Annotated in this window: 13 protein-coding genes; 7 read left to right on the forward strand and 6 right to left on the reverse strand. The window is 57.1% G+C overall.

What is annotated here, in order from left to right:
• Positions 1–142: 142 nt before the first annotated feature.
• From ASF29_RS03375 to ASF29_RS03385, 3 genes are read right to left on the reverse strand one after another with little or no spacing between them, the layout of a single operon-like run.
• Entirely contained in the window at positions 143–1,504 is a 1,362-nt protein-coding gene (locus ASF29_RS03375) for a HAMP domain-containing sensor histidine kinase (RefSeq protein WP_062448458.1), read from the reverse strand.
• A complete protein-coding gene (locus ASF29_RS03380; protein WP_062448459.1) occupies positions 1,501–2,160 on the reverse strand; it encodes a response regulator transcription factor in 660 nt (219 codons plus the stop codon). The genes ASF29_RS03375 and ASF29_RS03380 overlap by 4 nt, the downstream gene beginning before the upstream one ends.
• A gap of 5 nt (positions 2,161–2,165) precedes the next feature.
• Positions 2,166–2,477 (reverse strand): PepSY domain-containing protein, encoded by a 312-nt coding sequence (locus ASF29_RS03385; protein WP_082453353.1) that lies wholly within the window; start codon positions 2,475–2,477, stop codon positions 2,166–2,168.
• Between the two features lie 142 nt (positions 2,478–2,619).
• On the opposite strand from ASF29_RS03385, the gene ASF29_RS03390 reads away from it, so the two are divergent.
• Positions 2,620–2,892 carry a PepSY domain-containing protein gene (locus tag ASF29_RS03390; RefSeq protein ID WP_062448463.1) on the forward strand — a complete coding sequence of 91 codons (273 nt, stop codon included), beginning with the start codon at positions 2,620–2,622 and terminating at the stop codon, positions 2,890–2,892.
• 73 nt (positions 2,893–2,965) lie between these two features.
• On the opposite strand, the gene ASF29_RS03395 is transcribed toward ASF29_RS03390, so the two are convergent.
• The 3 genes from ASF29_RS03395 to ASF29_RS03405 form a co-directional block, all read right to left on the reverse strand.
• Complete coding sequence (locus ASF29_RS03395; RefSeq protein ID WP_062448465.1) at positions 2,966–4,975, reverse strand: hypothetical protein; 2,010 nt, start codon at positions 4,973–4,975, stop codon at positions 2,966–2,968.
• Between the two features lie 216 nt (positions 4,976–5,191).
• Positions 5,192–5,662 (reverse strand): heme-degrading domain-containing protein, encoded by a 471-nt coding sequence (locus tag ASF29_RS03400; protein ID WP_062448466.1) that lies wholly within the window; start codon positions 5,660–5,662, stop codon positions 5,192–5,194.
• 174 nt (positions 5,663–5,836) lie between these two features.
• The gene (locus ASF29_RS03405) at positions 5,837–7,225 is read right to left on the reverse strand and encodes a gluconate:H+ symporter (protein WP_062448468.1); all 1,389 of its coding nucleotides are present in this window, start codon (positions 7,223–7,225) and stop codon (positions 5,837–5,839) included.
• 270 nt (positions 7,226–7,495) lie between these two features.
• Between ASF29_RS03405 and ASF29_RS24785 the strand changes: the two genes are divergently transcribed.
• The 6 genes from ASF29_RS24785 (at position 7,496) to leuC (ending at position 13,521) form a co-directional block, all read left to right on the forward strand.
• A complete protein-coding gene (locus ASF29_RS24785; protein WP_210166794.1) occupies positions 7,496–7,855 on the forward strand; it encodes a hypothetical protein in 360 nt (119 codons plus the stop codon).
• 15 nt (positions 7,856–7,870) lie between these two features.
• A complete protein-coding gene (gnd, locus tag ASF29_RS03410; protein ID WP_062448470.1) occupies positions 7,871–8,875 on the forward strand; it encodes a phosphogluconate dehydrogenase (NAD(+)-dependent, decarboxylating) in 1,005 nt (334 codons plus the stop codon).
• A 617-nt stretch (positions 8,876–9,492) separates the two neighbouring features.
• Positions 9,493–10,170: an isochorismatase family protein gene (locus tag ASF29_RS03415; RefSeq protein WP_062448685.1), complete on the forward strand. Its 678-nt coding sequence runs from the start codon at positions 9,493–9,495 to the stop codon at positions 10,168–10,170.
• A gap of 22 nt (positions 10,171–10,192) precedes the next feature.
• Positions 10,193–11,119 carry a polysaccharide deacetylase family protein gene (locus ASF29_RS03420; protein WP_062448687.1) on the forward strand — a complete coding sequence of 309 codons (927 nt, stop codon included), beginning with the start codon at positions 10,193–10,195 and terminating at the stop codon, positions 11,117–11,119.
• Complete coding sequence (locus ASF29_RS03425) at positions 11,119–12,042, forward strand: polysaccharide deacetylase family protein (RefSeq protein ID WP_062448472.1); 924 nt, start codon at positions 11,119–11,121, stop codon at positions 12,040–12,042. Before ASF29_RS03420 ends, ASF29_RS03425 begins: the two co-directional genes overlap by 1 nt.
• Before the next feature lie 72 nt (positions 12,043–12,114).
• Positions 12,115–13,521 carry a 3-isopropylmalate dehydratase large subunit gene (gene leuC, locus ASF29_RS03430; protein WP_062448475.1) on the forward strand — a complete coding sequence of 469 codons (1,407 nt, stop codon included), beginning with the start codon at positions 12,115–12,117 and terminating at the stop codon, positions 13,519–13,521.
• The last annotated feature ends 8 nt before the right edge of the window (positions 13,522–13,529 follow it).

Below are 13,529 nucleotides of genomic sequence, written 5' to 3' on the forward strand. Positions count from 1 at the left end.
CAAACGGGATCGACTGATTGTCTGGACGGCGCGTGCCGTAGCCTTAGCATACGGCCAACCGTGGGGTATGCCCTTCGCCAATCGCCTTTGTCCTGACGAAAATCTGCTCCGGCAGAACGTTTCCATTTAACAAGGAAACGCTCTACGTACCGAACCCGATGCGAACCTGCAGTCCTGACGTTCTGCGGTTGTCGATGGACAGAGCAAGCCCATAGACGTCGCAAATTTCCCTGACGATGGACAGGCCAAAGCCGGTTCCCGGCACCTTTGCATCCAGCCGCACACCCCGCTCGGTCATGGAGCTTATCTTGTCGAGATCGACGCCGGGTCCGTCATCGCTGACGGTCAGGCCGTTTTGGGCGTAGGCAATGACGATCTCCGAACTAGCCCATTTGACCGCATTCTCGATCACATTTCCAACCAGTTCCCGCAGGTCGTGGGGATCGAGCGGCAGTACCACCGAAGGGGGTATATCGACATGCCACGTCAAACTTTCTCCCTTGGGCGTTCTTTGAAGAGTACGAATGATCTGATCGGTGATCTCGCGAAGATTGGCATCGGACTGACGCATGCCCGCATTCGTTACGATCCGGCTGCGCGCCAGTTCGGCATCGACATGGCCTTTCATGTAGGCCAGCAGCTGCTCAATCTCGTCTGCCATCTCGGTCTCACCCTTTTCTCTCAGGGTCAGTGCATCATTGCCCAGGATCGTCAGCGGCGTCTTCAACCCATGGGCCAGATCGCCAGCCCTCTGGCGAGCCTTTTCGAGAGAGTGGGACTGCGCGTCCAGCAGACGATTGATCGCCTGTTCGACCGGCCGAAATTCGATGGGCAGCACGTTGTCCAATCTCTCCGCCCGTCGCTTCCTGATGGTGTCGAGCGCGGATGTCAGCGTCGAGATCGGTCGCAGCCCGAAGAAGACCTGAACGAAAGATGCGGCAATGAGAAAGATCGCAAGCCCTGCGAGATAGGGGGCGAGATCTGCCGCAAACTGGTATCCGGCATCCTCCAGCGGTTTGGTGTCTGCTGCGACGATGACATCGAGGGTCTTCAGACCGGTTGCGGTTGGCACCATGATCTGACGCATCTGCGCTGTCAGTGTCGTTCCCTCTGGACCTGCTACGGCAAAGCGGTGAACCACGCCATCCGGGGCGAGATCGCCGGGTACATCGAGCGTAAAATCCCAGAGCGACTGCGAGCGTAGTCTGCTGTTCGAGGTGCTGTCGCCGATCTGCCAATAAAGCCCGCTATAGGCGTCGGTAAATCGCTTGTCGATGAAGCCGTTTGGACGTTGCAGTTCTCCTTGCGGCGATACCCGCAATGTCGCCGCGATGTTATTGATATGGCCGGTCAATTCCGCATCGAGCCTGCGCTCGACATTTGTTGAGAAAACCGAGACCATGAAGACACCGGCCAAGGTCAGCGCACATGGCACGGTGATGAGCGAAACAATCAGGAAGCGGCTGCGAATGGACAAAGGGCGCTTCCGGTGCAGCTTTTTCATGCCTCTCCGATCCGGTAACCGTAGCCTCGCCGCGTTGAAATCACGGTCTTGCCGAACTTCTTGCGCAAGCGTCCGATCAGCACTTCGACCGAATTGCTCTCGCGCTCGAAATCCTGTGCGTAGAGCTGTTCGGTCAACTCCATCTGAGACACGTGGCGGTCCCCATGCGCCATGAGATAGGTCAGGCAGCGATATTCCAGCGGTGTCAGGTCGACCGGTATGTCGTGTAAGGATGCGACTTTTGTCCGTGGATCGATACTGAGCCCGCCTGCCCGAAGGACGGGCGATGCCGTTCCCTGAGACCGCCGGATGATCGCACGAAGGCGGGCCAGCAGTTCCGGCATCTGGAAGGGTTTCGCAAGGTAGTCATCAGCACCGGCATCGATCCCCTCGACACGTTCCTGCCAGCTGCCGCGCGCGGTCAGAATGAGAACCGGCAATTCCCGCTCGCTTTGGCGCCAGCGCTTGAGCACGGACAGTCCATCAAGTTCTGGCAGGCCAAGATCGAGAACGGCCGCAGCGAAGTCTTCGCTGTCGCCGCGAAACCAGCCTGCCTCTCCGTCCTTCTCATGCTCAACCACGTATCCATTGGACGCAAGGTGACGGGTAACGTCTCGGGTGATCAGTGGGTCGTCCTCGACAAGCAGAATACGCATTGGCCTCAATCGTCTTCATTGTCTACGTCAAGGACACGGGCGTCCCGCGCGTCCATTTCGATTTCGACCAGACGGCCATTGGCCTGGAGCACCTTGAACTCATAGATGAACTTGCCGTCATCCTCTTCCAGCTCGACCTTGATGATCTCACCGGGGGCCACCTGATGCACATGGGTTTGAAGTTCGGAAAGCGGAAGAACCTCGCCGCGCGCGACAGCATCGCGCAACCTGTCCAGCCCGCTATCATCCGCATGTGCAGGGCAGGCAAGGGCAAAGACAACCATCAGAGATGCAGATGTGGAAACGAAACTATTCATTCTCAGTCTATATCAGGCTTTAGCTGAAATTTCGCTGACACGGCGCGTCAGCCATTCCTCAGCGGGACATTGGTACTGTGCGATCACTCCACGAGCAAGACGCCTGGACGAACACAGTGAAGCCCAAACAGAGGAACATCCCATGAAAATTCTCGTCGCAACAGCTATCGTAATCACCGCTTTTGCAGTCACGGCTCACGCAGATGACGACCGTCGCTGTGGAAATGTCCCGATCGCAGACTGGATGAGCGAAGCAGACCTGCGAACAAAAATCGCAGCCCTCGATATCGAAGTGCGTGAGATCGATATCGATGACGGATGCTATGAAGTCGAGGCTCTCAACAAGGATGGACGCGAAGTCGAAGTCTCGTTTCACCCGCAAACGGGTGAACAGGTTCACGTCGATGCGGATTGAGCCGTAAAATACGAAGGACAAGGGGGAGGGCCCCCTTGTCCGAATTCTTCACGATCTCTCGCGCTGTTACCTCTTATTCAGCCGTTGCCTGAATATCGACCCTGTCGAGCAAGAGCATCGGGTTTTGAGATGCGGCAACGAAATCAAGCAGGCCGAGGCCGTTCGGACCGGTCGCCTTGGCGGTCACGGTCAATGTGCCGGGATCGTTGATAAAGCGAAGCAATGCTTCCGTGGCATTTTGAAGCTTCGGTTGCTCGCCCGCGATCTGCATCAAGACGACGTTGGCACCTAAGGTCAGCGCGCCGCGAACCTGATCTTCGGTCATATCGTTCTGCAGAGCATAGAGCTTGATCGCCTTCGCCATCATGCCTTCGTCTTTCACCGTGAGTTTGATTTCACGACCCGCGAGCCCCAAAAGCGCTGCCTGAGTGCGGTTGATATCGAGGGAGAAGAACTCCTGCGTAAAGCCGCTGATATGGCCGATGAGATTGATGCTCCCGAAATCCTTGCTGCTCAGAGAGATGTCCCGGATATTCAGGCTGTCGTTTGGTTGATCCCATCCTGCGGAAAATCCATAGGAAAAGGTAAGCGCCTCCATTCCCAACTGGCGTGCCAGGATGAACACCTCGTCCGAGGAATCCGCGGGGACTGGCAGAGAAAGATCATCCTGTCTAATGTCGACATCGGTCGGTATGCCGTTAATGGGCTTTGTCAGTCCCATCTCGAAGTTGCGAAGCGAGAACTTGACGCGTTGGGGCGTCGCGGTTGTGTCTCCGTCTGGCTGTTCCGGCGCGGTGGCATCGATGTTGACGCCGCCTAGACGGATTTTCCCAAACTCAGGCATGAGGCGGCTGAACTGAAAGTTTGCAAGTTCGGCCTCATCACGCCCGACGATTTCGGAGAGACCTTCAACAGTCGAACCCCAGTCGAACCCTTTCAGGCTGACCTCGTCCACCCCGATTGTGTCGTCGCCGCTTCCGATCTTCATGCCATTCATGGCGAAGTCGATTTTTCGACCGTCCATCTGCATGTCCATGCGGGCGATTTCGGCCTTGACCCGTTTTCCCGTCGACGGCTCTTCCTTATTGGGGACGTCCGCCTTGAAGCCCAGCAACTGGATGTCGCTCTTGCCGATCATGTCGATAAGAGACAGGACCTTGCTGAAAAGTGCCTTCTGCTCGGCTGGTGGAAGCTCTTCGGGATTTTTGTTCGCCGTCAGCGCTGCCATGGTCTCAGCCAGCGGCGTCGTCGGCATGCGAATGCTAAAGCCGTCGCTGCGGACTTCGTCGTATCCAAAACGTCCGTCGCCTTCCGAGAACGCAATGTTCTTGACGGAGAGCGGACCGTAAACGGGTTTGGGTTCCTTGTCTTCGGGGCCCGCTTTTTCCGTGTAAATTCTGGCGAGGTAGGCGAGGTCGATATCCTGACCGCTTATGACCCCGTTCGATCCGGTCACATGCTTCTTTTTTAATTCGCCGGTTGCATCCGGCAAATCCATCTGGATGTCATAAGTGGCACTTTCGACCGAGTAACGAGCAATACGGCCTTCAGCAATATCGGCAAGAGTCGCGTTCTTGTAAACGATTGTCTGCTGGACGGTGGGGAAGGATTGAGTAAACGTCATCTCGGGCGTGGAAATGCTTTTTGCCGCAAACCGCTCGATCCGCTTTGAAAGAGCACGTGCATCTCCCTGGCCCACAACGTCCTGCTCACGCTCGACCGCCACATTCTCGACGCGCGCATGCGCCATCGAGACTTTCCCGGTGGGCACTTCGATGTTGACGTCCTTCATCTCCAGAACGCCATCCAGAAACGGAAATCTCGGGCGACCATCAATCGCTGCGATTTGAATGGTCTTGCCATCCTCAAGCGGCAGGCTCAGGTCCCGCACATGAACCTTCAAGAGAAAGTCGACATCGACAGAGCCAGCCGTTGCGCCGCTGCGTGCAATCAGTTCGTTGACCTTGTTTTCGTAAAAAATCTTGGCCCCGACGCCACCGGCGGCGACAATTGCGATAAGCGCCACAGAAATCCAAAGCGCCTTGGATCCCCGCTTGCCGGTCTGGGATTGTCCCTGTTCCACGAAGTTGTCCTCTCCAACTATTAAGCTGAAGGTCTTTTAAGCACGCGAAAGTTGCTTAGCAAGTGGGTGTGGTCACGCCATGAAGAAAGCCGCGAAACACGGTCACAGCCCCGGTGCTAAGGTTTAGAGAAGGTGCCGACCGCGATGGTCGTCGCCCCCTTATCGCAACACTGGGGCCACTCCGTCACTCGGGTGGAAATGCAAGCCTCAGTTTCTTCAAACGCCCAGCAGTTCCTTGAGGCATTCGGTGATCATTGCGTGATCCTGCACGTCTGGAAGTCCACTTACCGCAACTGAACCGACAAGAGTGCCTCCACTCAACACCAGTGGAAAACCACCGCCGCTGGCGACGTATTCGGTGACTGGCAGCCCGAACTTGGTATTGAAGTCATAGCCTTTCGCTTCCGACTCAAGCCTGACCCTCAGCGAGCTGCGATGAAAACGATGGACCACGGCGCATTTGCGTTTGGTCCATCCGAAGTTATCGATTGTCGCTCCGGGCAGCAGCGTGGCAAACACGACATCGTTTCCATGCCGCACCTCGATCGCGACCGGATGGTTTTGTTCTGAGGCCCTCTGCCGCAAAAGACTGCCGAGGGTCCATGCAAAATCATAATGAAAAGTCGGGATCAGAAGTGACTGCTCTTCCGCCTTCAGCGTTTCGATTGTGGGCGTTTCAACGGGCATCTAACATCCTATAAAAAATCAAACTCGCCCGACATTACCAATCCTGCATATTTGCACCAGTCGCTTTTCCGACATGGCAGACGCAAACAGCGCCGGGTTTATAATGTCTGCCCGGCAAAGGGATGAAACGGGTCATTCAGAACGAAGTCATCGAAAAAATGCTTCTGCCCCCTTTTAAAGCAATGGCGGTAGGAGGTTCATCAGCAGCACCATGATCAGGCCAACCACCGAAACGATCGACTGGACGACGGAAATCGTTGCGGTTGCCTCGCCCATCGACATTCCGAATGTTTCCTTCACCAGCCAGAATCCGGCGTGGTTGGCGTAGTTGAAGAAGAGCGAGCCGCAGCCGATCGACAAGGCGAGCAGAGGCACGTTCAGAGCTTCGCCTCCCGCAAGAGGTGCAAGCAGACCGGATGCCCCAACGATGCCGACCGTGGCAGAGCCGGTGGAGACGGATAGAAGCATCGAAATAATCCAGCCGAGGATCAGCGGAGAAAGCGCAAACTGCTGGCTGAGGTGGACGATCGCATCACCGACTTTTGCATCTGTCAGCACATGCTGGAAGGCGGCGCCTCCGGCGATGATCAGCAACACATTGGCAATTGGCTTGACGCTGGCGGACATAGAGTTGCGCAGCTCCTCGGAGACGCCGCCACGCGCAAAGACCAGCACCCACGCAGCAAACAAGACCCCGATCAGCATTGCGATCACAGGATCTCCTAGAAAGCCCGTAATCCGGACGATTGCCGACTCCTTCGCGAAGACCACTTCGGCGACAGCATTTGCGAGCATCAACAACGCCGGCAGCAATGCAGTCAGGAGGCTTATGCCCAAGCCGGGAGGGGATTTGACGGGGTCGCCTTCCGCAGTCGCCTGGGAATATTGATTGATCAGAGCTTGTTCCGGTTTCACCGTGAGCCTTGGGGCGATGAAGGCGCCGTAAATCGGGCCGCCAAGCACAATCGCCGGAATGGCTGCTATGAAGCCATACAGCATCGTCGCACCGATGTTCGTGTTTAGCGATGCGATTGCGGTGAGAGGACCGGGATGCGGCGGTACCATGCCGTGCATAGCCGCAAGTGCGGCGATGACCGGGACCCCGACATAGACATAGGCCGAGCCGCGAACCGCCGATGTAGCCTCGAGCTTGCGCGCAACACTGAAGATCAGCGGCAGCAGCACGACGAGCCCGACCTCGAAAAACATTGGAATGCCGATGATGAAGGCAGCACCCGCCATCGCCCAGGGCAGCAGCCGCGTCGGTGTTTTACGGATGATGATGTCAGAAATACTTTCAGTCACGCCGGAATCAGCAAGGATTTTCCCCAGCATGGCACCGAGAGCCACGACCAGACCGACAGCGCCCAAGGTATTGCCCGCGCCGCTTTCGATCGACTTGATCAGCTTGTCTGTCGGCATGCCGGTCAGGAGACCAACGGCAATCGATGTGATGATCAGTGCGAGTAAAGGGTGCAGCCTGATGCGAGAGACGATCAAAACCACCAGAAAAACGACACCACCAAACGCAGTCAGAAGAAGCTGAGTATCAGACAGGGTCATAGTCGCTCCGAAAAAATAGAGCCCAATTCGGTTGCCGTTGTAAGGGCGTCTCATCAGGCGGATGCAGAAGGCATTCGCTTGTTTCCATGTGAGCGAAGCCTTGAAGGGTGGGATTCCGTTAAACGCCTAGTTCGCCCTGTTCGTCAATAGTTGCCGACACAAGAGTACCAGGACGCGATCGGGACTTTTGGCTTCGCCACCGCACCACAGGCGCGTAGTTTCGCAAAATTACAAAAACTTAAGTTGTCCGGTGGGATCCCGGAGCCTAGCTTGGATGTTGAAGCCACATTCGGCAGGAATGTCGAACCGTCGGTGGGATGTTCGCTTCTTTCGCAACGCGGAGCGTTCATTCGTTCAATATCAGGGTTTCCGCCATTGAATATGGGCAGAACATTTATTCTCCAGACAGAACTATCTTCGTTCCAGCTAAAAGTCCCCGTGACGGATCAGCACCGAACACGGGTGCGAAAACACGGCGTTGCCTCACACACGACGCCGATCCGGCAGTTCAAGAAATGCCAGACGGTGTTACTATCGACTTTGCCTTCCTCTGGCCGGGGGCGGGCCATTGAACAAACCAGAGTTTTGCCGCTTGCCTCGGCGAATAACGCGACTGAAACGGTCGAATGAAAACGGAGTGTAAAAATGCAGATTGCAATGGTCGGACTCGGACGAATGGGCGCCAATATGGTGCGTCGTCTTCTTAAATACGGCCACGACTGCGTCGTGTTTGACGTCAATCCAGACAATGTCGCAGCACTTGTGAAGGAAGGCGCCACCGGCGCGACTTCGCCGGAAGACCTTGTGGCAAAGCTTTCACCACCGCGCGCCGTCTGGCTTATGCTGCCCGCCGCGATCACGCCCAAGATCGCCCGCGACTTTGCTGCCAAACTCGAAAAGGGCGATGCCATCATCGATGGCGGCAACTCCAACTATCGCGATGCAATCGATCTTGCGGCAGAGTTCGCCGGGCGTGGCATCGATCTCATCGACACCGGCACATCGGGCGGTGTTTGGGGGCTGGAACGCGGTTATTCGCTGATGATCGGCGGACCGAAGGCTGCGGTCGAACGTCTCAATCCGATTTTTGCCTCTCTCGCACCCGGTGCTGGGCAGGGCATTGCCGCTGATCCGACAACCGGGACTGCGCCCATGGGCTATCTGCATTGCGGCCCCTCCGGTGCGGGCCACTTCGTCAAGATGGTTCATAATGGCATCGAATACGGCGTAATGGCTGCCTATGCCGAAGGATTGAATATCCTCAAGGCGGCAAATGCGGGAACCCGCGCCCGCGAAGCCGATGCGGAAACCGCCCCGCTTGCCCACCCGCAATATTATCAGTTCGATATCGATCTTCCAGCCGTGACCGAAGTGTGGCGACACGGCTCGGTCATCAGTTCCTGGCTTCTGGATCTTACGGCGGAGGCGCTAAAGCAGGATCCGCATCTGGAGTACTATGACGGGCGTGTTTCGGATTCTGGAGAAGGGCGCTGGACCCTTCAGGCCGCCATCGAGACAAGCGTTCCCGCGCCTGTGCTGTCGTCTGCCCTCTTCGAGCGATTTTCCTCACGCGGTGAGGCGGAGTTTTCCGGCAAGGTGCTCTCCGCGATGCGCCACGCCTTTGGCGGCCATCTGGAAAAAGCGAAGTAAAAGGCGTGTCATCGAGCATGGAGCTTTCCGACATGCTCGCAAATGCTTGGTAACTTGATCTGTAGGACCAGATCACACGCCATCACCATTCAGCATGATGGTGGTGGCGTTGACGCGCCTGTCGCTCAAACCCATCGCACCCGCCGATGTGCTGTTGCGTGCCCGCTCGCCATGAGAGCGGAGGCGGCACCCGGTCTGCAAAATAACCAGATCGAACCGCGCTGTCCTGCAGCAGATGCTGAGCGCACCTAACTCTGAAAAAGAGTAGCCCGGTGCGCAATCGTGCGAGACACATCCAACTCATCGAAAAACCCTCGAGATCCCTTTGATGGATTCGGGCCATTCCGCATCTCTGATCGGCGGGCAGGATGATTGGAAGATCACATTTTCTGACAGCTGGCAGCTCTGGCTGCCCAATTTATCAGCATAGAATCCGTTGCCTGCAAGGCATCTGCACAGACAAAATGCGTCTTTGAAAAAGACATCAAATGGCTTCGAAAAGTGGCTTTACAAATGATATAAAGTGATAACAATAGAAAGAATAAAGCGTCCCCTCTGCTGAGGAAGCGGCCCGCCTGTCGGACCGTGTGGAGGGTCGCAAGACACAGGAGGCCGTCATGGAAAACTCATCGCTTACCGCGCGTCAATTGTACGAGCAGGCCAAAGCTAACCCCACGCGCAGACGATTTGGGTTCGGCCGCAAGCCGATGCTGATCAATATCGATTTGCAATGTGCTTACACGTCTCTCGGCGAGTTCGTGACGGCATATGAGACCGATCCCCGGCAGCTGGAATACGTCAATACGCTGTCCGGTCTCGCCCGCGACAAGGGCCTGCCGGTGACGTGGACCTATGTTGCCTACATGGAATCGGGCGAGGATTGTGGCGTCTGGGGCACTCGCACCGACACGCCTGACTCCCTGCAAAACATCAAGGTCGGCTCGCGCCGGGCCGAGTTCGATCCCCGCCTTAAGATCGATCACGTCAAGGACATCATCCTCAACAAGCGCATGGCATCGCCTTTCCATGAGACCAATCTTCAGTCGCTGATGGTCTGGCACCAGTGCGACACGGTTGTTTTGACCGGCGGCTCGACATCCGGCTGTATCCGCGCCTGCGTGGTGGATTCGATCTCTCGCGGCTACCGGGTCATCGTTCCCGAAGAATGCGTGGCCGACAAGCATGAGAGCCCGCATTTCGCCAATCTCTATGACATTTCCGTCAAATATGGCGATGTGATTCCAGTCTCGGATGCTATCGCCTGGTACGAGGCCTATCAGCCGGAGGTACGTTGAGATGGCTGGCGAGGCGAGTGCAATGAAATCGGACCTCGGGCTCTATGATTATCTGCCCTGGCCGAACCGCCCAAAGATCGTCTGGCCCGGCAACAAGAAGATTGCCGTCTGGATCGCACCGAACATCGAGTTCTACGAATACAATCCGCCGAACAATCCCACCCGCACACCCTGGGCGCGGCCTAACCCGGATGTCCTGCAATATTCCCACCGGGATTACGGCAACCGTGCCGGTTGGCAGCGGATGATGGCGGCGATGGATAGGGCCGGTTTTCGCGGCTCTGTTTCGCTTAATGTCGCGCTGTGCGATCACCATCCTGAAATCATCAAGGCCTGCGCGGATCGTGGCTGGGAGTTCTTCTCCCACGGCATCTACAACACGCGTTATGTCTATAATCTCGATATCGAGCAGGAGCGCGCGATCATCCGCGATGCGTTCGATACGGTGCGTAAACACACCGGTCAGGAGCTGGCGGGGTGGCTCTCGCCTGCATTGTCCAACAATTTCTGGACGATGGATATTCTGTCGGAAGCGGGCATCCAGTACACCTGCGACATGTTCCATGACGACCAGCCGATGCCGGTCAAGGTGAAGTCCGGCAAGCTGATTTCTATGCCGTACTCGCTCGAGATGAACGACGTCATCGTCTACAACAGCCAGAAGGTCACGCCGCGCCACTACGGCGAAATCATCAAGCGGCAGTTCGATCAGCTTTACAAGGAAGGCGATGAAAGCGGCACGGTCATGTGCATTCCGCTGCATCCGTACCTTGTTGGTCAGCCGCATCGCATCGACGCCTTTGCCGAAGCCATCGAATATATCGCAGGGCATGACGGCGTGTGGCAGACGACAGGCCGCGAAATCGCAGCCGCCTATCACGCCACCGGTGCCTATGACGCTATGAGTGCTGCCATGGTCGCCCATAAATCCGGGAAGGGAGCGCGCTGATGTCTATGCCTGAAGACTATCTCAACTATCCCGCCCGTCGGTACGGCATGGACCATGATCGCTACGAGTGGAGCGACATGTTCTCCCGCAAGCCGATTGCGTGGCCGGATGACGCGCGCATTGCGCTGTCCATCATTACCCATGTGCAGCATTTTCCGCTCGACATGCCCTCCAAGCCGTTCAAGGCACCGGGCGCGTTGTCCATGCCTTACCCGGATTTTCGCTATTACACGAACCGGGATTACGGCAATCGCATCGGCATTTTTCGCATTCTCAAGCTGCTTGCGGAAAAGGAGCTGGAAGCCAGCTTTGCCATCAATGGCGTGATTGCCAAGCGTTATCCGGCGCTGATCGACGCTGTGGTGCGGGGCGGGCATGAGATCATCGCGCACGGTCTGGATATGGGCAAGGTCCATCATTCCGGCCTTGGCGAAGACGAAGAGAATGCCATTATTGCCGAGGCATTGAGCCTGCTGCGCGAGGCGAGCGGACAGAAGGTCGAGGGTTGGCTGTCGCCGGGTCGCGCGCAGGGTTTCAATACGCCTGATCTTCTGGCGCGCAACGGTGTTGCCTATAGCCTTGATTGGGCAAACGACGATCTTCCCTACGAGATGCAGACGAAAAACGGCTCGCTGCTCGCCATGCCCATGGCCTATGAGACGGATGATCGCGTTGTGGCCGACGAGTATTTCCAGTCGGAAGCCGAATGGATGCAGCAGGTCAAGGACCGCTTCGACGTTCTCTACCGCGAAAGCGCGCAATATGGCGGTCGTGTCATGAGCCTGCCTTTGCACAGCTGGGTGTCCGGCATGCCGTATCGCGTCGAATATCTGCGCGAAGCCCTTGATTACATTCTGTCGCATGAGGGTGTGTGGAACGCACCCGCAGGTGACATCTGCGCGGCTTTCCGTGCCGCTGGCTGAATGCGTTGCCGTTGAGGTGAGCGGCTACGGCTGCTCACCGAACGCTTTTTGAAGAATAGAAAGACAAGGTTCATGGCGCAAGCAGTCGCACCGCGCACAATGTTGGGCAAGATTTGGGATGAGCACGAGATATTGCGCCATCCTGCTGGCCCATCTTTGCTTTACATCGACCGCGACATGATTCACGAAGGCAGCTTCCATGCCTTTGCCGATCTCAAGCGGCGTGGCCTGAAGCCTCGGCGTCCGCAGCAAATCTTCGGTGTTGCCGACCATTACGTGCCGACACTGGGCCGAAAGTCGAGCGATGCGGCAAGCCCCGCCATCGCCCACATGATCGACACTTTCGATGAGAATATGGAATGGGGCGGCGTGCGCCATTTCGGCATATCGAGCCGGGAACAGGGCATCGTGCATGTGATGGCACCGGAGCAGGGTATTACTTTGCCGGGTCTCACCATCGTCTGTTCCGATAGCCATACTTCGACACAAGGGGCGCTGGGCGCCATCGCCTTCGGTATCGGCCAATCCGAAAACGCCCATGTTCTGGCCACCCAGACGCTGTGGCAGTCTCGTCCCAAAACCATGCGCGTCACTATTGATGGCGTGCTGGGGCAGGGCGTGACCGCCAAGGATGTTATGCTGGCGCTGATCGCGAAGATCGGCGCAGCCGGTGCCGGTGGCCACGCCATCGAATTTACCGGGCAGGTGGTGAGGGGCCTCTCCATCGAGGGACGGCTGACGCTTTGCAATATGTCGATCGAGGCCGCGGCCCGCTTCGGCATGGTTGCGGCGGATGAAACGACATTTGCCTATGTCAGAGGCCGCCATTTCGCGCCATCGGAGCAGGAATGGGACGGCGCGGTTAGCCATTGGCGCACGCTTGCCAGCGATAGCGATGCCTTCTTCGATGCCGAAGTTTCCTTGGACGCTGCGGATATCGCGCCCATGGTAACATGGGGCACCAGCCCGGAAGATGCCGTTTCGATCACTGGACGCGTTCCCGATCCCTCGACATTTGACAGCGTAGAAAAGCGCAAGGCGGTGACGAAGTCGCTGGAATATATGGAGCTTGCGCCCGGCACGGCTCTGGATGGGCTGAAGCTGGACAAGGTTTTCATCGGCTCTTGCACCAACAGCCGGATCGAGGATTTGCGCGCTGCGGCATCCATTCTGAAGGGTCGCAAAGCGATGATACCGGCCATCGTCGTGCCGGGATCGACACAGGTGAAGGCACAGGCCGAAGCCGAGGGCATTGCCCGCATCTTCCTTGAAGCAGGTTTCGAATGGCGCGAGTCGGGCTGTTCCATGTGCGCGGCGATCAATGGTGACGTCGTTGGTCCCGGTGAACGTTGCGCCTCCACCTCCAACCGCAATTTCGTCGGTCGTCAGGGGCCCGGGGCGCGCACGCATCTGGTCAGTCCGGCCATGGCCGCTGCTGCTGCCATCAGCGGCTGTCTCACCGACGTGCGCAGGATGTGAGGGGACAA

Origin of the sequence: Rhizobium sp. Leaf262, from assembly GCF_001422245.1 — a bacterium.
In the GTDB taxonomy this organism is placed as follows: Bacteria; Pseudomonadota; Alphaproteobacteria; order Rhizobiales; family Rhizobiaceae; genus Agrobacterium.